Raw genomic sequence first — 18,924 nt, forward strand, 5'->3', positions numbered from 1 at the left:
ACGCGAGCCGGTTTCAGCCGGTGCCGTCCTCCGGGCGGACATCCGCGAACTCCCACCACGCGAGCGGCAGCCAGTCTCCTGCGACGAAACCGTCGACAGACCCTCCGGTGCCCTGGATGGTCACGCGCGTCCCCTCCGGATAGACGACGCCGGACAGGCCGGGGACCGCCACGAGCAGTGTGCCGATACGTCCTGACAAAGCCATAGTTCCTTCCCTCTGTAGATGCAAATCGTCTCATCATGCACCAGCCTGGTATATGACCCACGGCACAGTTGGAGGTGCGTGACGATGAGGGCTGTCGTGTACAAAGGCCCCTTCGAGGTAGCGATAGAGCAAGTGGAGGACCCACGGATCCAGCACCCGAACGATGTGATCGTCCGTGTCACCTCGACCGCCATCTGCGGCTCGGACCTGCACATGTACGAGGGCCGTACCGCCGCGGAACCGGGGATCGTGTTCGGCCACGAGAATCTCGGCGTCGTCGAGGAGGCAGGAGAGGGGGTCACCTCGCTCAGCCGCGGCGACCGGGTGGTCATGCCCTTCAACGTGGCATGCGGCTTCTGCAAGAACTGTACGGCCGGCTTCACGGGCTTCTGCCTGACCGTGAACCCGGGCTTCGCCGGGGGCGCCTACGGCTATGTCGCGATGGGGCCCTATGTGGGAGGCCAGGCGGAGTACGTACGCGTGCCGTACGCCGACTTCAACTGCCTCAAGCTCCCCGAGGGCACCGAGAAGGAGACCGACTTCGTCCTTCTCGCCGACATCTTCCCGACCGGCTACCACGGCAACGAACTGGCCGACGTACGTCCCGGTGACAGCGTCGCGGTCTACGGCGGCGGCCCGGTCGGGCTCATGGCCGCCTACTCCGCGATGCTGCGCGGCGCGAGCAAGGTGTTCGTGGTCGACCGGGTGGCGGAGCGGCTGGAGAAGGCGCGGGAGATCGGTGCCGTGCCGATCGACTTCACCCAGGGCAGTCCGGCGGAGCAGATCAAGGAGCAGACCGACGGCCAGGGCACTGACAAGGGGATCGACGCCGTCGGCTACCAGGCGCAGGCGCAGGGCGCGGACCGCGAGGAACCGGCGACCGTACTGAACTCGCTCGTGGAGACGGTCCGGCCGACGGGCGCGCTCGGCGTGCCCGGACTGTACGTCCCGCGCGACCCCGGCGGACCGGACGAGCAGGCGAAGCAGGGCATGCTGATGGTCTCCATCGGGCGCCTCTTCGAGAAGGGGCTCCGCATGGGCACCGGCCAGTGCAACGTCAAGCGGTACAACCGCCACCTGCGTGACCTGATCATCGAGGACCGTGCCAAGCCTAGCTTCGTCGTCTCGCACGAACTTCCTCTCGACCAGGCGCCGACGGCGTACGAGAAGTTCGACAAGCGCGTCGAGGGCTACACCAAGGTCGTCCTCCACCCGCACGCCTGACATGAGAAGAGCCGGTGAGGGCTCCCCGTCCCCACGGGGGCCCTCACCGGCCGCTCTCTCAGGGCGCTGTCAGGCGCGTACCAGAGCCCTGTCCTGATCCCCGCGGTCGGTGTCCGTGCGCAGACCCTCGCCCTCGACGTCCACGTTGGGCAGCGCCCGGTCCAGCCACTTGGGCAGCCACCAGGCCCTGCGGCCGAGGAGGGCCAGGACGGCCGGGACGATGGCCATGCGGACGACGAACGCGTCGAAGAAGACCGCGATCGCGAGACCGAAGCCGATCATCTTGACCATCGACTCGGACGAGCCGATGAAGCCGGCGAAGACCGCCATCATGATGACCGCCGCGGCCGTGACCACCCGGGCGCCGTGACGGAAGCCCGTCACGACCGCCTGCCCGGCCTTCTCACCGTGGACGTAGGCCTCCCGCATCCGGGTCACCAGGAAGACCTCGTAGTCCATGGCCAGGCCGAAGACCACGCCCACCATGAAGATCGGCATCATCGACATGACCGGGCCGGTCTGCTCGACGCCCATCACGTCCGCCAGCCAGCCCCACTGGAAGACCGCGACCACCGCGCCGAGGGCCGCCATCACCGACAGGAGGAAACCGAGGGCCGCCTTCAGGGGGACCAGGATCGAGCGGAACACCACGATCAGGAGGAGGAAGGCCAGGCCGACCACCAGGACCAGATAGGGGACCAAGGCGTCGTTGAGCTTCTCGCTGACGTCGATGTTCATCGCCGTCTGGCCGGTGACCAGCACGTTCGCGTCCGAGTCGGCCTTGATTCCGGCGCCCTTGCCGCGGATGGAGTGGACCAGGTCCTCGGTCGCGACCGACGACGGCTTGGAGTCCGGGATGACGGTGATCGTCGCCGTGTCTCCGGCCTTGTTGGGCGCCGGCGGTGTCACCGTGACGACGCCCTCGAGACCCTTGATCTCGTCGCCGACCTTCGTGAAGGCCGCCTTCGGGTCGTCGCTGTCCTTCGCGTCGACCACGACCATCAGCGGGCCGTTGAAGCCCGGCCCGAAGCCTTCGGAGAGGAGGTCGTAGGCGCGGCGCTGCGTGGTGGACGTGGGCTGGGAGCCGTCGTCCGGCAGGCCCAGTTCCAGGCTCGCCGCCGGGACGGCCGCCGCGCCGAGGCCGATGACACCGAGCAGCAGGATTGCGATCGGGCGACGGACGACGAAGCTCGCCCAGCGCGTACCCAGGTTCGGCTTCGCCGGCTCCTCCTGTTTCTCCTGCTTCTCCTGCGTCTTGGCCCGGCCGAGCAGCTTGCCCTTCTCGCCCGCCGGCTTCACCCTCCGGCCCGCGTACCCGAGCAGCGCCGGGATCATGGTCAGCGCGATCAGTACGGCGATGGCCACCGTGCCCGCCGCCGCGACGCCCATCTTCGTCAGCATCGGGATGTTGACGACGGACAGGCCCACCAGGGCGATCACAACCGTGAGGCCCGCGAAGACCACCGCGGAGCCCGCCGTGCCGGTGGCCCGGCCCGCCGCGTCCTCTCGGTCGCGGCCCTCGGCGAGTTCGGCCCGGTAGCGGGAGACGATGAACAGCGCGTAGTCGATGCCGACCGCGAGGCCGATCATCATCGCGAGGGTGGAGGTCGTCGAGCCCAGGTTCAGCGCGCCGGCCAGCGCCGTGATCGAGGAGACACCGATGCCCACGCCGATGAGCGCCGTCAGCAGCGGCAGACCGGCCGAGACCAGCGAGCCGAAGGTGATGACGAGGACGACCGCGGCGACCGCGATGCCGATGATCTCGCCGGTGCCGGTGTGGGGGACCGTCTGGAGCGCGTCACCGCCGATCTCGACGGTCAGCCCGGCCTTCCGCGCGTCCCGCGCGCTGTCCTCCAGGGCGTCGCGGGAGGAGTCCTCCAGCTCCATGCCGGAGACCTTGTACGACACCTGCGCGTACGCGATCGTGCCGTCCTTGCTGACGGCCTTCGCCTGGTACGGGTCGGTGACGCGGACGACCTCGGAGCCGTCGGCGAGTTCCTTGACGGTCTCCTGGACCGTCGCCTTGTTGCCGGGGTCGGTCATCTTCTCGCCGCCGGGCGCCTTGAAGACGACCCGTGCGGTGGCTCCGTCGGCGCTCGTGCCGGGGAAGCGCTGTTCCAGCAGGTCGAAGGCTTTCTGCGCCTCGGTGCCGGGGATGGAGAACGAGCTGTTGCCCGCGGCGGGGGCGCTGGCCGCGCCGACACCGGCGAGGGTCAGCAGGGCCACCCATATCAGGGCGACGAGGTGCCGCCGCCGGAAGGACATCCGGCCGAGTTTGTAGAGGAATGTGGCCACGAGGGCGTACTCCCGGTCAGGTCGTGGGGGTGGTTCTGGGCAGGGCTGATCAGCCCGACGACGATGGGGGCGCCCCCATGCCCTTCAGGCAATGGGGGAGGTGACGTCAGGTGGAGGGCTAGCTCAGGGAATCGTCAGTTGACGGGAACGCCGAGGGCGGGGAGGACCACGGCGTCGATGTACGAGGTGAGGAACGCCTGTGTCGGCGGCTGGTCGTCGATCAGCGTGCGCGTGGCGAAGGCGCCGACGAACATGTGCACGATGTAGTCCAGCGCCGGTCGGCCGGCCTGGACCTCGCCGCGGTCGACGGCCCTTTGCACCACCCGGTGGAACTCCTCCATCTCCGGCTCGATGAGCAGTTCCTTGAACGCCTGGAGGAGGTCCGGGTTGCCGTGCACCGCCATGAACAGACCCCGCATCAGCGCGGCGTTCTGCTGCATGGTGCAGTCGTCCTCACGGGAGATGAGGGCGTGAAGGTCGCCCCGCAGGGATCCCGTGTCGACGTCGGCGATGTTGCCCGGCTTGTTGTGCCGGATCGCCTTCGCCACCAGCTCCGGCTTGCCGCCCCACTGGCGGTAGAGCGTCGCCTTGCTGGACCGCGTGCGGGCGGCCACGGCGTCCATGGTGAGGGCGTCGTAGCCGACCTCGCGGAGCAGGTCGAGCACGGCCGCGTACAGCTCGGCCTCACGCTCGGGGGTGATCCGACTGCGACGCACGGTGGCGGCCTCAGCCATCTCGCTCACCTTCCTGCTCCGAACGACACGGTTTCGTACGTCACGAATGTAGCGCACCTTCTATGAGAACGAAACCGTTTCGTACGTGTTCCGGGTCACGAGGCGGCTCGCCCGGCAGCTTGTCAAGACTTGCCCTGGTATGCCCCGAGGCAAAGCATGGGGAGGTGAGCTATCTGCGTCTGCCACATCTCCATGACGACCTGCTGTGCTTCGTGTCCGAGGACGACCTCTGGCTCGCCCCGGTCGACGGCCCCGGCCGCGCCTGGCGGCTCACCGTCGACCGCACCAAGGTGGGCCACCCCCGCTTCTCACCCGACGGCCGCCACCTCGCGTACACGAGCTGGCGCAGCCTGGTGCCCGAGGTCCATCTCGCCCCGGTCGACGGCGGCCAGGGCCGGCAGGTGAGCCACTGGGGCAGCGCCGACACCCGGGTCTGCGGCTGGACCCCGGACGGCGAGATCCTGGCCGTGGCCTCGCACGGCGAGCCCTTCTCGTACTTCACCTGGGCCTACAAGGTGTCCCTCGACGGCGACCCGGGGCGCAAGCTGCCCTGGGGGCCGGTAGCCGACATCCAGGTCGCCGATCTGGACGGGGAGCGGAAGTCTCTCCTCCTCACCGGCACCCCGCCGCACGAACCGGCCGCCTGGAAGCGCTACCGGGGCGGGGCCATGGGGCGGCTGTGGCTGCACGGCGAACGGCTGCTAGCCGGTCTCGGCGGCCATCTGCACTCCCCCATGTTCGTCGGCGGCCGGATCGCCTTCCTCTCCGACCACGAGGGCGTCGGCAACCTCTACTCGTGCGCCTACGACGGCTCCGACCTGCGCCGGCACACCGACCACGACGCCTTCTACGCCCGGCACGCCTCGAGCGACGGCACCCGGGTGGTGTACCAGTGCGCGGGCGACCTGTGGCTGGTCGACGACCTGTCACCGCACTCCGAGCCGCGCCTGGCTGGACGTACGGCTGAGCGGGCCGCGCGCGGGGCGGCGCCCGTACCAGGTGGCGGCCTCCCAGCACGTCGACGGGATCTCGGTCGACGAGACCGGGCGGGCCAGCGCGGTCGTCGTACGCGGCAGTCTGTACTGGCTCACCCACCGGGACGGGCCGGCCCGCACCCTCACCGACACCCCCGGCGTCCGGGTGCGGATGCCGGAGATGCTCGGCGCGAGCGGGCGGGTGGCGTATGTGACGGACGCGGAGGGCGAGGACGCGATCGAGATCGCCTCCCTGCCCCGGGCGAGCGGCGACCGCGGCCCGCGACGGCTGGCCTCGGGCGCGCTGGGCCGGGTGCGCGAGCTGGTGTCGGACCCGGAGGGCGAACGCCTGGCGGTCGCCTCACACGACGGGCGACTGCTGCTCGTCGACGTCACGGAGGACGCCGGCCTGGAGGGTGCCGGCCTGGAGGGTGCCGGCCTGGAGGGCGGCAGCGCGGAGGGCGGCAGCGCGGAGGGCGGCAGCGCGGAGGGCGGCAGCGCGGAGAGTAGCGACACGGCCGGTGACGGCACGGAGGACAGCGGCACCGGGGGTGGAGACACGCCGAGCGGTGAAACGGCGGGCAGCGGCACGGAGGGCACCGGCACGCCAAACGGCGGCCCGTCGAGCCGCGGCACGCCGAGCAGTGACACGGCGGACAGTGGCACGGCGGGTGGCGACCCGGCGGGCAGCGGCACGGCGGGTGGCGGCCCGGCGAGCAGCGGCACGGCGGATTCCGGCGGTGTGGTCACCGAGTTGATCCGGTCGATCAACGGGCCCGTGCGCGACCTCGCGTTCTCCCCGGACGGGGCGTGGCTGACCTGGTCGCATCCGGGCATCGGGCGGACGCTGCGGCAGATCAAGATGGCCCGACTCGCCGGAACGACCGAAGGGGACAGGTTCGTCGTCGACGTCACCAACGGCCGTTTCGAGGACGAGAACCCGGTCTTCACGAGCGACGGCCGCTACCTCGCCTTCCTCTCCTGGCGCGGCTTCGACCCGGTCTACGACGTGCACACCGGCGACCTGTCCTTCCCGCTGGGCTGCCGCCCGTATCTCGTCCCGCTGTCCTCCGCGACGCCCTCCCCGTTCGCGCTGAGTCCGGAGGGCCGCCCGGCCGCCGGGGGCCTAGACCCGGTGGAGGACGACGAGAACGGGGAGAGCGGCGCCGTGACCGTCGAGGTGGAGGGGCTGGAGAGCCGGGTCACGCCCTTCCCGGTGGCCGCCTCCAAGTACTCGGCGCTGCACCCGGTGGCGGGCGGCGGGCTGGTGTGGCTGCGCTGGCCGATCTCGGGTGCGCTGGGCGAGACGTTCGCGAACCCGGACGACACCAGCGGCCGGCCGACCCTGGAGCACTTCGGCATCACCAAGGCCAAGAAGTCCGAACTCGCCGTCCACCTGGACTTCTTCGCGGTCAGCGGCGACGGCACGCGGCTGGTGATCGTCGACGAGGGAGAACTGCGCGCGACGCCCGCCACCGAGCCCGGCGACGTTGACACGACGGTGTGGATCGACGCGCGCCGCATCCTGCACGTGGTCGACCCGGCGGCGGAGTGGCGGCAGGCGTACGAGGAGGCCGGGCGGCTGATCCGGGCGTACTTCTGGGAGCCGGGCATGTGCGGCATCGACTGGGACGGGGTGCTGGACCAGTACCGCCCGCTGGTCGAACGGGTCGCCTCCCCCGACGAGTTCGCCGACCTGCTGCGCGAGGTGCTGGGCGAGCTGGGCACGTCCCACGCGTACGTCGCCGCCGCCCGGCGCAACGAGGGCCCGCCGCACTACCAGCGCAGGCAGGGCCTGCTGGGCGCCAACTTCGTACGCCGGGACGGCGGCTGGATGGTCAAGCGGATCCTGCCCGGCGACTCCTCCGACTCCAAGGCCCGCTCCCCGCTGGCCGGCACGGGCATCCGCGAGGGGGCGATCCTGACGCATGTCGACGGCCGCCCGGTGGATCCGGACGCGGGCCCGCATCCGCTGCTGGCCGGTGCGGGCGGTACGACGGTGGAGCTGACCTTCTCCCCGGCGGAGGGCACGGGCCCGCCCCGGCGGGTCGCCATCGTCCCGCTCGTCGACGAGCGGCCGTTGCGCTACCAGGACTGGGTGGCCAAACGCAGGGCGGTGGTACGGGAGTTGAGCGGCGGACGGTGCGGCTATCTGCACATCCCGGACATGGGCGGGTCGGGCTGGGCGCAGTTCAACCGCGATCTGCGCATGGAGGTGTCCCGGCCCGCGCTGATCGTGGACGTGCGCGGCAACGCCGGCGGTCACATCAGCGAGCTGGTCATCGAAACGCTGAGCCGCACGATCCTGGGCTGGGACCTGACCCGCGACGCCCAGCCCGTGTCGTACACCTCGAACGCGCCGCGGGGCCCGGTGGTGGCCCTGGCGGACGAGGCGACCTCCTCCGACGGTGACATGATCACCGCCGCGTTCAAGCTGCTGAAGCTGGGCCCGGTGGTGGGGCAGCGCACCTGGGGCGGTGTCGTCGGCATGACCGGCCGCCACGAGCTCGGGGACGGCACGGTGATCACGGTGCCGATGAACGCGGCCTGGTTCGACGCCTACGGCTGGTCGGTGGAGAACAAGGGCGTCGCCCCCGACATCGACGTCCTGCGCACCCCGCTGGACTGGGCGGAAGGCCGTCATGCCCAGCTGACCGACGCGGTGGAGCTGGCGCTCGGGCTGCTGGAGATCGATCCGCCGGCGACGCCGCCGACCTACAGCGACGTACCGGACCGCTCCCGCCCGAAGCTGCCGCCCAGGACCTGAGGAAGCCCAGGACGTGAGGAGTTGCAGGACATGAGGAAGGGGTGCCCCGCGCGAGGCACCCCTTCCCTTCAGCACGCAACGTCAGGCGTCGTAGTCCTGGTCGAAGCGGTCCTCCTGCTCGCGCTCACGGTCGCGGTCGCGGTCGCGGTCGCGGTCACGCTGCGGCTGCGACGGGTCCATGTCCTCGTCACGCCGGCGGCCGCGGCCCTGCATCTGCTCACGAGCCTGGTCCGCCTTCTGCCGGGCCTGGTTCTGCCACTGCTCGGACTTCTCCTGGAACTGGTCCTTCATACCCATGTGGGTTCACTCCCGTTGGGGGTGAGGGGATCTGGCTCGACCAGATTCACACGAGCCGTGACGCTGCGCATGTCGATCATTTACGGAGCGTGTCCCTCTGCCGCTCATCGGCGGCTCCGCCCGCCCCGACGAGGCCCGTGCGCATGCCGTTCAGCCGGTCCGCGAACCGCCGCATCTCGCGCTGGCCCACCGTCCCGATCACCCCGGGCAGATATCCGCGCACGCCCTGCATCCCACGCAGCCACCACTGCCCGTAGACATGGCTCGACCGGCGCTCGATCCCGGCCACGAGCCGGTCCACCGCCGGGCCCAGCGGGTACGTCTTGTTGGACGGCCAGGGCAGCCGCTGCCTCAACTCCCGCATGACGTCGTCCTGGTCGGCCCCGCGCACCATGTCGGTGTCGGTCCACGACAGGTATCCGACGCCGACCTTCACGCCCCGGTACCCGACCTCGGCGCGCAGGCTGTGCGCGTACGCCTCCACGCCGGACTTGGACGCGCAGTACGCGGTCATCATCGGCGCCGGGGTGATCGCCGCGAGGGACGCGATCTGGAGCAGGTAGCCACGGCTCTCCAGCAGCAGCGGCAGGAAGGCGCGGGCCGTCACCGCGGAGCCGACCAGGTTGACCTCGATCACCCGCCGCCAGGACTCCGGGTCGGAGTCGGCGAACGGACCGCCCGTGGCCACACCGGCGTTGGCGACGACGATGTCGACCCTGCCGAAGCGCTCCTTGACCTCCTGCGCGACCCGGGCCATCGCCTCGTGGTCGGTGACGTCGGCGTGCCAGTGGTCGCTGTCGCTGTGCAGCCGCCCGGAGACCTCCTTGAGCGCGTCCGGTTCGAGCCCGACCAGCGCCACCTTCACACCGCGCGCGGAGAGCTTGCGGGCCAGCAACTCCCCGACGCCGCGCGCCGCCCCGGTCACCACGGCGACCCTGCCTTCGAGGCTCACCCTGCTCATGCGCTCTCCTCGGATACGACCTGGATGTGGGCCTGGACGAGTTCACGTATCTTCCCGGTGACCAGCTCGGGCGCCTCGATGGGCGTCATGTGGCCGATGCCGGGCAGCTCGGTGATCCCGATGCAGTGCGGCAACGCGGCGGCCAGGGCCCGGGCCTGCGCCGGCGGCGTCAGCCGGTCCGCCGTACCGACGACCACGGCCGTGGGCACGTCCAGCTCCCGTACGCCGTGGTCGAGGTCGAGCAGGTCCAGCACGTGCGACCAGGCGTGACGGACCTCGCGGGGGCAGGCGTGCACGATGCGGGCGCACGCCTCGACCATGTGCGGAGCCGAACCCGGGCCCATCGTTCCGTACTTGAGGATCCGGCGGGCCGGCGGCGTGACCGGGCCGAGCGGTGCCCGGGAGCCGAGGATCCGCCGGGTCAGCCAGGTCCGCAGCCGCCCGGGCCGCATGGGGACGACGGTGGAGGCCGCGACCAGCTGCGAACTGCCCGTGCTGCACAGCAGGACGGCGGCGGTGTGCTCGCGGAAGGCGGTTCTCCCGGAGGCCGCCATCACGGTCATGCCGCCCATGGAGTGCCCGGCGATCACGGCCTGTTCGCCGGGCGCGAGGCTGGCTTCGAGTACGGCTTCCAGGTCGTCGGCGAGGGCGTCGGTGCTGCACGCGGGGTTCGCGGGGCTGCGTCCGTGGCCGCGCTGGTCGTAGGCGATGACCCGGTGGCCGGCGGCCAGGTCGCGTATCTGGGCCGCCCAGAAGGCGGTGGAGCAGGTCCAGCCGTGGGCGAGGACGACGGCGGGGGCACCCTCGGGCCCGTGGATCTCGACGTGCAGCCGGGCGCCGTCGGCGGAGACGGCGGTCAGTTCGCGCGCGAGGGCGGGCGGGGCGTAGGGGCCGGAGTCGACGCGCAGGAGACGGCTCATGCGTCCACCCCGGCCTTCTGCTCGGCCGTCTTCGTGGCGGGGACCCGCAGGACGTCGTACTCCGCGAGGTCCACCCGCCGCGTCGCCCGCCGGAACTCGGCTGTCGTACCGGGCCAGATGGTGGTGTTGCGGCCGCTCGCGTCGAGGTACCAGCTGGTGCAGCCGCCGGTGTTCCACACGGTCCGCTTCATGCGCTCCTGCACCCGGTGGTTCCAGGCGCGTACGGCGCTCGGCCGGGCGTCGAGGGCGACCCGGCCGCCGAGGACGTCGAGTTGGCGGACGAAGTCGGCCAGGTAGTTCAGCTGGGACTCGATCATGAGGATCATCGAGGAGTTCCCGAGGCCGGTGTTGGGCCCGATGATCGTCATCCAGTTGGGGAAGCCGGCAGCGGAAGCGCCTCGCAGGGCCTCCATGCCGCCCTTCCAGGTCTCGGCGAGGGTCCGTCCGTCGGCGCCCACGACCCGCTCGGCGATGGGCATGTCGGTGACGTGGAACCCGGTGCCGAAGACGATCGCGTCCACCTCGGCCTCGCTGCCGTCGGCGGCGACGAGGGTCGATCCGCGGACCTCGCTCAGCCCGCTCGCGACCACGTCCACGTTGGGCTGCGCGAGCGCCGGGTAGTAGTCGCTGGACAGCAGGATCCGCTTGCAGCCGATGCGGTAGTCCGGGGTGAGCTTCGCCCGCAGGGCCGGGTCCTTGATGGCGCGTGCCATGTTGCGCCGGGCCAGCTGCTCGACGAAGCCGAGCTGGTTCGGGCGCTTGGTGAACGCCTGGACCTGCAACTCCCGGATGCCCCACAGCAGTCCGCGCCGTAGCTGCGAGGTGAGGGGCAGCCGCCGGTGGAGCCATCGCTCGGCGTCGCTGGTGGCCCGGTCGACGCGGGGCATCACCCACGGCGGAGTGCGCTGGAAGAGCGTGAGCCGCGACACCTCGGGCTGGACGGCCGGCACGATCTGGATGGCCGAGGCCCCGGTCCCCACCATCGCCACGCGCTTGCCGCGCAGGTCGTAGTCGTGGTCCCAGCGGGCCGAGTGGAAGACCTTGCCCGGGAAGGAGTCCAGCCCGGGGATGTCCGGGACCTTCGGGTCGGACAGCGGCCCGGTGGCGGAGACGACGATGTCCGCCGACAGATTCCCGCTGGTCGTCTCGATGTCCCAGCACAGCCGCTCGGCGTTCCACGTCATCCGCTTCACCTCCGAGTCGAAGCGGATGTGCGGCCGCAGCCGGAACGTGTCCGTCACATGCTCCAGGTAGGCGCGGATGTGCTCCTGGCCCGAGAAGGTGCGCGGCCAGTCGGGGTGGGGCGCGAAGGAGAACGAGTACAGATGCGACGGCACGTCACACGCGCAGCCCGGGTAGCTGTTGTCGCGCCAGGTGCCGCCGACACTGCTCGCCCGCTCCAGGACGACGAAGTCGGTGACGCCCTCGCGGCGCAGCCGAACGGCGGCCCCCAGCCCGCCGAACCCGGACCCGACCACCGCGACCCGCACATGCTCGCGTTCGCGTTCGCCCATGCCGACACCTCCACACACCACGAGAACCATGCCAGTGAACACTGGCGCAATGGGAGAGTAGGACGGCGGCGTACTGATGGGTAGGGGGCGGTCGAGGAAAGTTACCCTTGGTACGTCTTAAGGTGCCCAGGTGGCCGAGAAGCGTGAATACCGCATGGAAGAGCTGGCCCGCCTGGCCGGCATCACGGTGCGCACCCTGCGCTTCTACCGCGAACGCAAGCTGATCCCGCCGCCCCGCCGGGAAGGCCGTATCGCCTGGTACGACGACCACCACCTGAACCGGCTGCGCACGATCACGGCCCTGCTGGAACGCGGCCACACCCTCAGCGGCATCGCGGAGCTGGCGGAGGCCTTCGACCACGGCCGGGACGTCGGCGACCTGCTCGGCGTCGGCGCCCCCACCGAGGAGGAGCCGGTCCACCTCACCCCCGAGGAGCTCGCCGACCACTTCGCGGGCGAGGCCACCCCCGAGAACCTCGCCGCCGCGATGGAGCTCGGCTATCTCGGCACCGACGGCGACGAGATCGTCCACATCAGCCGCCGCCTCCTGGACGTCTCCTCGGCCCTGGTCCGCGAGGGCATCCCCCTCGCGGAGGTCCTCGGCGCGGCCAAGCAGGTCCGCACCCACGCCGACGCCCTGGCCGAACTCTTCACCGGCCTGGTCCTGCGCCACGCCTCCGAGGACGACCTGCCCCGGCTGCGCCCACTGGCGCGCAGTGTGGTGGAGGCGGAACTGTCCCTGGCCCTGGACCGCAGAATGCGCAAGCCCTATCGGTCGTAGACGACGGTCACCGGCGCATGGTCGGACCACCGCTCCGCATGCGTGGCGGCCCGCTCCACGAACCCCTTGACCGCCCGCCCGGCGAGCCCCGGGGTGGCCACGTGATAGTCGATCCGCCAGCCCGTGTCGTTGTCGAAGGCCCGCCCGCGGTACGACCACCAGGAGTACGGCCCCTCGGTGTCCGGGTGCAGGGCGCGTACGACGTCGACGTAGCCGCCGTCGGCCGGGTCGAACACGCGCCCGAGCCACTCCCGCTCCTCGGGCAGGAACCCGGAGTTCTTGGTGTTGCCGCGCCAGTTCTTCAGGTCGGCCTGCTGGTGGGCGATGTTCCAGTCGCCGCAGACGAGCACCTCGCGCCCCTCGGCGGCGGCCCGCTCCCGAAGCCCCTTCAGATAGGCGAGGAACTCGCCCATGAAGCGCTCCTTCTCGTCCTGCCGCTCGGTCCCGACCTCACCCGAGGGCAGATACAGGGAAGCGACGGTGACCCCCGGCAGATCCGCCTCGACATACCGCCCGCTGCCATCGAACTCGGCCGACCCGAACCCGACCTGGACCCGGTCGGGCTCACGCCGGCTGTACAGCGAGACCCCGGCCCGCCCCTTGGCGGCGGCCGGCGCGTGCACGACATGCCAGCCCTCGGGGTCGCGGACGTGCGCTGGCAGCTGCTCCGGCTCGGCCCGCACCTCCTGGAGACACAGCACGTCGGCGTCGGTCTGCGCGAGCCACTCGACGAAGCCCTTCTTCGCGGCGGCACGCAGCCCATTCACATTCACAGAGGTCACAGTGAGCACCCCGGCACGATACCGGCACACTGGACGAAGTCCAGTTCCGGATCGAATACGGTAGCCGGCATGCATATACGCCGGGTCTCCTTCGACCACCCCGACGCCGTGAAGCTGAACGACCAGGTCCAGGCCGAGTACGCCGTCCGCTACGGGGACGACGGCGATGCCACGCCCATGGCCGCCACGGACTTCGACCCGCCGAACGGCATCTACCTGATCGCGTACGACGAGCTCGGCACGCCCGTCGCCTCGGGCGGCTGGCGCGCTCAGGACGCGAACGACGAGGGCAACCTGGACGGCGACGCCGAGCTCAAGCGCATGTACGTGATCGAGCAGATGCGCGGCCGGGGCCTCGCCCGCCGCATCCTGGCCGCCCTGGAGGAGGACGCCCGCGCGGCCGGCCGCATCCGCATGGTCTTGGAGACAGGCACCAAGCAGCCGGAGGCCATAGCCCTGTACACGTCCAGCGGCTACGAGCCGTGCGCAAAGTTCGGCTACTACCGGCACCACGAGTCGAGCCGCTGCTTCGCGAAGCAGCTGTAGGTCACTTCCCCCGGGTCGCCGGTCCCCCTCCCGCCGGATCGCTGACCTGGTCCGGGTTGTCGATGCGCGTGAGGGCAGAGCCGTGGCCGACGAGGTTGTCGAGTACGCCGTGGAGGGCCGCGCCGAGTGGAGCGCGGCCATGGCGGCTTCCGCGACCGTGCGGGTCGAGCCCGACGAGACGGCCCCCGAGCTCATCCTCGTCGCCGGGACCTGCCCCCGCTGCCGCCGCTCCCTCGCCCACGCCGAACCCCTCGTCAGCTACCGCGCGATCAACCGCGACGACCCGCTGCGCCCCGGGATCGGCGCCCTGCTCCGGGACGCCACCCGCCGCGCGGCCGGGGCGAACCGCTCGCCCGACGTCTCGCATCGTGCAACTGCCGCGTTCCGCACCCGGGCTCGCCCGAGGGAGTGACCGGCTACGGCGCGTCCTGGTCGCTGCACGTCGAGCGGGGCAGCTGACCGAGGGGTGTGCGCGTCACCCCCGGTCCGTCCGAGGACCACGCGCTGTCCGAGGCCGTTCGCGCCCGTACCGCCGAGGAGTTGCGTGCGGTGCGGGAGGTGACGTCCAACTGGCGTACGGCGCTGGCCGCCGTGCTCAACCGACGATCGAGTCCCGGCCTCGGGCGACCGAGACCGCGGTGACGAGGGTCTCGCCCAGGGGGCCCGCGTGCTCGTCGGCGTTCTTCTTCTGCTGGCGATCATCACGGCGTGCGTGGGCGCCTTCCTGTCCTCCCGCTCGGCGTTCGGCATCCCGAAGCGGGAGCCGGCCGTCCAGCGGCTCCCCGACCTGGTCACCGCCGAACGCGCCCGTGCCCACCGCGCGGTCCGCGACCTGCGGACGCGATCGTCCCGACCTTCGTCACCTCGCGCTCATCGTCGCCGCGGTGGGCGTAGTCTGGTATGGGCCCACCGCGTGACGCGTGGTCAGTCCTGCCGGCGCTGGAGCGGCCGCACTCCGGCCCGGCGCGCGTCGAGAAAGCGGGGCCGCAGGTCGCGCCAGATCATCTCCACGACCTCCTCCATGTTCTCGCCGAGCCCGATCGCGGCTTCGGTCTGCGGTGTGTTGTGACGACTCAGCACATGGCGCGGGATCATGCGCCGCAGCACCGGGGGCGGATGGGTGGTGGCATCGGCGCTGTCGTTCTCGTGGCCATGCCGCAGCACACTGATGGCGCGCTCCACGACGTGCGTCATCGTGAAGGAGAAGCCGGGACTGCCCCGCGGCCACGGACAGCGTCAGCACGTTCACCCGGCCGGTGGGCAGAGTGCCGGGCAACGGACGATCCGGAACCGGGAAGCGAAGGCTCGGCCGGCTCGCTCGATGCTGGGCCATCTTGTGCAGGCCCTGCATCGTGCGCGCGTTCTCGTACTTGCTCACGGTCATCGCGCGCAGTTGTTTCTCGTTCTCGTGGGGACCGGCGCGCAGCTTCTCGATCTGCTCGTGGCCGGCCAGCCCGGTCCGCATCCGCAGTAACTCGTCGATGAGCCGCGCGGCCTCCGCGTCGTCCTCGGCCGAGCGCGGTCTCGGCATCAGGCCCATGCCCTGCCAGACGCTCTCGTGCATACGGTCCAGGAACTGCCGGGCGTGTTGAGAAGCAACGCCTTCTCCACTCCCTCTCGAGCCGGGGCCTTACGCTCGCACAGACGGCGGCCGACTCAAGAAGTAGTGCGCATACGTCAGAGCCCCGGTCGGGGATCCCGACCGGGGCTCTGAGCTGCGTGGACCTGAGGGGATTTGAACCCCTGGCCCCCTCGATGCGAACGAGGTGCGCTACCGGACTGCGCCACAGGCCCTTGCAACGAGTGAAACTTTAGCACCCCGATCGGCCTGCTCGGAAATCCGTTGCCGAGGGCCGGTCACCTGCGGCTTCGCGGGGCTACTCGTTGGCGGCCCGGGGCCGGTCCCCGTCCTCGTACTGGTCGAACAGCGGCGTACGGCCGCGCTCCCGTGCCCGCCGTGCGGAGGCTGCGCGGCGGGCGTCACTGCGCCCGTCGTCGTCCACCCTCTCCTGCGTGCGCGGCTCCGCCTCGGGGTCCGCGTCATCGGCGGGGGCCGTCGCGTCCTCGTGGTCCGGGGTGACGGAGCTCGACCGCGCGGAGCTCCAGGTGTCGGGGGCTCCGAGGTCCACGTCGCTGGTGGCCCGGGGCGCGACGGGCGCGGTCACATAGGTCGGCAGGGGCACCGGCACCGGCTCCCAGCTGTCGCCCTGGCCCGGCCGCCGCTGCCGCTCGCGCTGCTGGTCGACCCACTCGGCGTGGTCGGTCTGCTCGACGAGTGCGCGCCGGTCCGCCGCGAGGGCCGACAGGCCGGGGTCGGTCACCGGCCCCGGTCCTTCCTCCGGTTCGTCGGCCTCTTCGGCGGCGCAGGCGCGCCGGCGGGGCTGGCGCTGGCGCTCCCGCAGCCGCTGGGCCGCGACCTCGGCCCGGCGGCGGTCCATCTGGTAGGCGAACCGGCGGCGCTCCTGGGAGCGCAGGTACGCGATGTACACGCTGAGCATGACGGCGGGCACACCGGGCGCCCACAGGAACGCGAGGCCCCCGACCGCGGCGACGATCGCGCCGAGGGTGAAGGCGAGGAACAGCATGGTGGTGGTGCGCCGACGGCGCGCGAGCACCTTCGAGCGCCGGGCCCGCGCTGCGGCCGCCTCGTTCGCCTTGCTCGCCTTGCTCGCCTGGGGCGTCGCGCCGCGCCGGGCGGCGGGCATCTGGCCCCGTCCGCGCTCGGCACTCGCCGGTCCGGCTGCCGGGCGGGCCGGCTGCTCGGGGGCGGGCGACGGTACGGGCACCTGGGTCTGCGGACGCGTCTTGGACACGGCGAAGGCCCGGACGTCCACCGAGTCGGTGACGGCGTCCAGGTCGTCGGCGTCCTGCTCCCCCTCCTCGGCGGAGCGCGCCCGCAGGTCCCTGGCGTACCGGCGCTCCATGGCCGCCTTTCCGGACAGAAGCCGGATGGCGGTGCTGAAGCGTTCCGTCGGACGGGCCTCGTTCAGCTCGTCCTGCCTACGGAGCCACATCGGCACCAAGTAGGCGGCCCAGGCCCCGACAATGACTGCGTAGATGAGGCCGCTGCTGCTCACGCCTCACACGGTAGAGGGGTTTGCGTGAGGCCATCTGCCAATTGAGCCGGTGTGTCGCACGATCTGGCTGATATTTCGAGCTTTTTTTGCGATCGATGCGATCAACAGACCGCCGAGGCCGGGAATTCAACGACCCGAGACGGTCACCGACCGATCAATTTCGAACATATATTCAATTTCGGGGGTGGTGCCGGATTCCCGGATTACTCTCCGTTCGTGCCCGGTGCCAGCGTCTCAGCAACCCGTCCGGCACCTCTTCCGCCGTGAGCGCGAAGACGAGGTGGTCGCGCCAGGCCCCGTCGATGTGGAGATAACGCGGCCTGAGCCCCTCCTCACGGAATCCGAGTTTCTGCACGACCCGGCGGCTCGGCCCGTTCTCGGGGCGAATGCAGATCTCGATGCGGTGCAGCCCGACCGTGCGGAAACAGTGGTCCACGACGAGCGCCACCGCCGTCGGCATCACCCCGCGGCCGGCCACCGCCTCGTCCACCCAGTAGCCGACATGCCCCGAGCACATCGAGCCCCAGGCGATTCCGGCCACGGTCAACTGCCCCACGAGCCGCCCCTGGTACTCGATGACGAAGGGCAGCATCCGGCCCGCGTTCGCCTCCGACCTGAGGTGGCGGACCATCTGGCGGAAGGTCGGGCGGTGCGCGAGCGGCCCGCCGGGTCCGGGCGGCGGAATGGTCGCCTCCCAGGGGCGCAGCCAGTCGCGGTTGCGCCGGTTGACCTCGCGCCACGCCCGCTGGTCGCGCAGCTTTATCGGCCGGAGGACGATGTCGCCGTCCACCAGCTCGACGGGCCAGGATGGGCTGTTCAGCTCGCACCCCCACTGCCGGGTCTGGGGTGGTCACCGCCGCGGAGCTGCTCGACGGCGTGGACCAGCAGCGGCTCCAGCACCGCCAGTCCGTCCTTCACGCCGCCGGTGGAGCCGGGCAGGTTGACGATCAGCGTCCCGCCGGCCACTCCGGCCAGGCCCCGGGAGAGTGCCGCGGTCGGCACCTTCTCCCGGCCGAACGCCCTGATGGCCTCGGCGATGCCCGGGACCTCGTGGTCGATCACGCGGCGGGTCGCCTCGGGGGTGCGGTCGGTGGGCGAGATGCCCGTACCGCCGGTGGTGACGATGACGTCGTAGCCGGTCTCGGCACCGGCGCGCAGGGCCGCCTCCACCGGGTCGCCGTCGGGGACGACCTGGGGGCCGTCGACCTGGAAGCCGAAGCCCTTCAGGCCGTGGGCGATCAGCGGGCCGCCCTTGTCCTCGTAGATCCCGGCGGCGGCCCGGTTGGAGGCGGTGACGACGAGAGCGCGGTAGGTCATGCCCGGCTCCAGTCGCCCGACTTGCCGCCCGTCTTCTCCTCCACCCGTACGTCCGTGATGACCGCTCCCTTGTCGACCGCCTTGACCATGTCGATCACGGTGAGCGCGGCGACGGAGACCGCGGTGAGGGCCTCCATCTCGACGCCCGTGCGGTCGGTCGTCTTCACGGTGGCCGTGATCTCCACCGCGTCGTCCGCGACCGACAGGTCCAGTTTCACACCGGAGACCGACAAGGGGTGACAGAGCGGGATCAGGTCCGGGGTGCGTTTGGCGCCCATGATCCCGGCGATCCGCGCGGTCGCGAGGGCGTCGCCCTTGGGGACGCCCTCGCCGCGCAGCAGTTCGATCACGCGGGGCGAGACGAGGACGCGTCCGCTGGCGCGGGCGGTGCGCGCGGTCACGTCCTTCTCCGACACATCGACCATGCGGGCGGCACCCGCCTCGTCGATGTGGGTCAGGTGGTCCTGCGTAGGGGGGTCCTGCGTGCTCATGCTGTGTGGCGCTCCCGGTCCGGGCCTGCTGTGCGCGAC

The 18,924-nt window shown here is 71.3% G+C and carries 19 protein-coding genes, 1 tRNA gene and 1 pseudogene; 5 read left to right on the forward strand and 16 right to left on the reverse strand.

What is annotated here, in order from left to right; translation table 11 throughout:
• Positions 1-13 precede the first annotated feature (13 nt).
• Positions 14-199: a hypothetical protein gene (locus tag V8690_RS17185; protein WP_338779857.1), complete on the reverse strand. Its 186-nt coding sequence runs from the start codon at positions 197-199 to the stop codon at positions 14-16.
• A gap of 90 nt (positions 200-289) precedes the next feature.
• Here V8690_RS17185 and V8690_RS17190 point away from each other — a divergent pair, with 90 nt between their 5' ends.
• On the forward strand, positions 290-1,429 hold the full coding sequence (locus V8690_RS17190) for a glutathione-independent formaldehyde dehydrogenase (RefSeq protein WP_338779859.1): 1,140 nt from the start codon (positions 290-292) through the stop codon (positions 1,427-1,429).
• Positions 1,430-1,498: 69 nt separating this feature from the next.
• Here the strand turns inward: V8690_RS17190 and V8690_RS17195 are convergent, their stop codons facing one another.
• Both V8690_RS17195 and V8690_RS17200 read right to left on the reverse strand, forming a co-directional pair.
• A complete protein-coding gene (locus tag V8690_RS17195) occupies positions 1,499-3,724 on the reverse strand; it encodes an MMPL family transporter (protein WP_338779861.1) in 2,226 nt (741 codons plus the stop codon).
• A 134-nt stretch (positions 3,725-3,858) separates the two neighbouring features.
• The gene (locus V8690_RS17200) at positions 3,859-4,458 is read right to left on the reverse strand and encodes a TetR/AcrR family transcriptional regulator (RefSeq protein ID WP_338779863.1); all 600 of its coding nucleotides are present in this window, start codon (positions 4,456-4,458) and stop codon (positions 3,859-3,861) included.
• A gap of 164 nt (positions 4,459-4,622) precedes the next feature.
• On the opposite strand from V8690_RS17200, the pseudogene V8690_RS17205 reads away from it, so the two are divergent.
• Positions 4,623-8,199 (forward strand): annotated as a pseudogene (locus V8690_RS17205) (S41 family peptidase).
• Between the two features lie 81 nt (positions 8,200-8,280).
• On the opposite strand, the gene V8690_RS17210 reads toward V8690_RS17205, so the two are convergent.
• From V8690_RS17210 to V8690_RS17225, 4 genes are all read right to left on the reverse strand, one after another.
• Positions 8,281-8,496 (reverse strand): hypothetical protein, encoded by a 216-nt coding sequence (locus V8690_RS17210; RefSeq protein ID WP_338779864.1) that lies wholly within the window; start codon positions 8,494-8,496, stop codon positions 8,281-8,283.
• Between the two features lie 76 nt (positions 8,497-8,572).
• Positions 8,573-9,457, reverse strand: coding sequence for an SDR family oxidoreductase (locus V8690_RS17215; protein ID WP_338779866.1), 885 nt, complete (start codon positions 9,455-9,457; stop codon positions 8,573-8,575).
• Positions 9,454-10,377: an alpha/beta hydrolase gene (locus V8690_RS17220; protein WP_338779868.1), complete on the reverse strand. Its 924-nt coding sequence runs from the start codon at positions 10,375-10,377 to the stop codon at positions 9,454-9,456. The genes V8690_RS17215 and V8690_RS17220 overlap by 4 nt, the downstream gene beginning before the upstream one ends.
• Positions 10,374-11,891, reverse strand: a complete 1,518-nt coding sequence (locus V8690_RS17225) for an NAD(P)/FAD-dependent oxidoreductase (RefSeq protein ID WP_338779870.1) — start codon at positions 11,889-11,891, stop codon at positions 10,374-10,376. The genes V8690_RS17220 and V8690_RS17225 overlap by 4 nt, the downstream gene beginning before the upstream one ends.
• Before the next feature lie 130 nt (positions 11,892-12,021).
• Between V8690_RS17225 and V8690_RS17230 the strand changes: the two genes are divergently transcribed.
• Complete coding sequence (locus V8690_RS17230; protein ID WP_338779872.1) at positions 12,022-12,672, forward strand: MerR family transcriptional regulator; 651 nt, start codon at positions 12,022-12,024, stop codon at positions 12,670-12,672.
• Here the strand turns inward: V8690_RS17230 and V8690_RS17235 are convergent.
• Positions 12,660-13,463, reverse strand: a complete 804-nt coding sequence (locus tag V8690_RS17235; protein ID WP_338779874.1) for an exodeoxyribonuclease III — start codon at positions 13,461-13,463, stop codon at positions 12,660-12,662. The two genes, V8690_RS17230 and V8690_RS17235, sit on opposite strands and share 13 nt — an antisense overlap.
• A gap of 60 nt (positions 13,464-13,523) precedes the next feature.
• Here V8690_RS17235 and V8690_RS17240 point away from each other — a divergent pair, with 60 nt between their 5' ends.
• Together V8690_RS17240 and V8690_RS17245 are read left to right on the forward strand one after the other, a co-directional pair.
• A complete protein-coding gene (locus V8690_RS17240) occupies positions 13,524-14,000 on the forward strand; it encodes a GNAT family N-acetyltransferase (RefSeq protein ID WP_338779876.1) in 477 nt (158 codons plus the stop codon).
• Between the two features lie 82 nt (positions 14,001-14,082).
• The gene (locus V8690_RS17245; protein ID WP_338779878.1) at positions 14,083-14,412 is read left to right on the forward strand and encodes a hypothetical protein; all 330 of its coding nucleotides are present in this window, start codon (positions 14,083-14,085) and stop codon (positions 14,410-14,412) included.
• A 4-nt stretch (positions 14,413-14,416) separates the two neighbouring features.
• On the opposite strand, the gene V8690_RS17250 is transcribed toward V8690_RS17245, so the two are convergent.
• The 8 genes from V8690_RS17250 to moaC all read right to left on the reverse strand — a co-directional run bounded on the left by V8690_RS17250 (position 14,417) and on the right by moaC (position 18,885).
• Complete coding sequence (locus V8690_RS17250; RefSeq protein WP_338779880.1) at positions 14,417-14,599, reverse strand: hypothetical protein; 183 nt, start codon at positions 14,597-14,599, stop codon at positions 14,417-14,419.
• Entirely contained in the window at positions 14,596-14,817 is a 222-nt protein-coding gene (locus V8690_RS17255; protein ID WP_338779882.1) for a hypothetical protein, read from the reverse strand. The genes V8690_RS17250 and V8690_RS17255 overlap by 4 nt, the downstream gene beginning before the upstream one ends.
• A 107-nt stretch (positions 14,818-14,924) precedes the next feature.
• Positions 14,925-15,182 carry a hypothetical protein gene (locus tag V8690_RS17260; protein WP_338779884.1) on the reverse strand — a complete coding sequence of 86 codons (258 nt, stop codon included), beginning with the start codon at positions 15,180-15,182 and terminating at the stop codon, positions 14,925-14,927.
• Between the two features lie 538 nt (positions 15,183-15,720).
• Positions 15,721-15,794, reverse strand: a tRNA-Ala gene (locus tag V8690_RS17265).
• A gap of 83 nt (positions 15,795-15,877) precedes the next feature.
• Positions 15,878-17,077: a gephyrin-like molybdotransferase receptor GlpR gene (glpR, locus tag V8690_RS17270; RefSeq protein ID WP_338779886.1), complete on the reverse strand. Its 1,200-nt coding sequence runs from the start codon at positions 17,075-17,077 to the stop codon at positions 15,878-15,880.
• A 172-nt stretch (positions 17,078-17,249) separates the two neighbouring features.
• Positions 17,250-17,870 carry a GNAT family protein gene (locus V8690_RS17275; protein WP_338785383.1) on the reverse strand — a complete coding sequence of 207 codons (621 nt, stop codon included), beginning with the start codon at positions 17,868-17,870 and terminating at the stop codon, positions 17,250-17,252.
• A gap of 23 nt (positions 17,871-17,893) precedes the next feature.
• A complete protein-coding gene (locus V8690_RS17280; RefSeq protein WP_338779888.1) occupies positions 17,894-18,394 on the reverse strand; it encodes a MogA/MoaB family molybdenum cofactor biosynthesis protein in 501 nt (166 codons plus the stop codon).
• The gene (gene moaC / locus V8690_RS17285; protein ID WP_338779890.1) at positions 18,391-18,885 is read right to left on the reverse strand and encodes a cyclic pyranopterin monophosphate synthase MoaC; all 495 of its coding nucleotides are present in this window, start codon (positions 18,883-18,885) and stop codon (positions 18,391-18,393) included. The genes V8690_RS17280 and moaC overlap by 4 nt, the downstream gene beginning before the upstream one ends.
• Between the last annotated feature and the right edge of the window lie 39 nt (positions 18,886-18,924).

The sequence above is a fragment of the Streptomyces sp. DG1A-41 genome (assembly GCF_037055355.1).
Lineage (GTDB): Bacteria > Actinomycetota > Actinomycetes > Streptomycetales > Streptomycetaceae > Streptomyces.

Excerpts from the sequence above, each read along its gene's own strand:
- V8690_RS17190 (WP_338779859.1), top strand. The coding sequence starts at position 290 with ATGAGGGCTGTCGTGTACAAAGGCCCCTTCGAGGTAGCGATAGAGCAA.
- V8690_RS17200 (WP_338779863.1), bottom strand. The coding sequence starts at position 4,458 with ATGGCTGAGGCCGCCACCGTGCGTCGCAGTCGGATCACCCCCGAGCGT.
- V8690_RS17210 (WP_338779864.1), bottom strand. The coding sequence starts at position 8,496 with ATGGGTATGAAGGACCAGTTCCAGGAGAAGTCCGAGCAGTGGCAGAAC.
- V8690_RS17215 (WP_338779866.1), bottom strand. The coding sequence starts at position 9,457 with ATGAGCAGGGTGAGCCTCGAAGGCAGGGTCGCCGTGGTGACCGGGGCG.
- V8690_RS17220 (WP_338779868.1), bottom strand. The coding sequence starts at position 10,377 with ATGAGCCGTCTCCTGCGCGTCGACTCCGGCCCCTACGCCCCGCCCGCC.
- V8690_RS17225 (WP_338779870.1), bottom strand. The coding sequence starts at position 11,891 with ATGGGCGAACGCGAACGCGAGCATGTGCGGGTCGCGGTGGTCGGGTCC.
- V8690_RS17240 (WP_338779876.1), top strand. The coding sequence starts at position 13,524 with ATGCATATACGCCGGGTCTCCTTCGACCACCCCGACGCCGTGAAGCTG.
- V8690_RS17280 (WP_338779888.1), bottom strand. The coding sequence starts at position 18,394 with ATGACCTACCGCGCTCTCGTCGTCACCGCCTCCAACCGGGCCGCCGCC.
- moaC (WP_338779890.1), bottom strand. The coding sequence starts at position 18,885 with ATGAGCACGCAGGACCCCCCTACGCAGGACCACCTGACCCACATCGAC.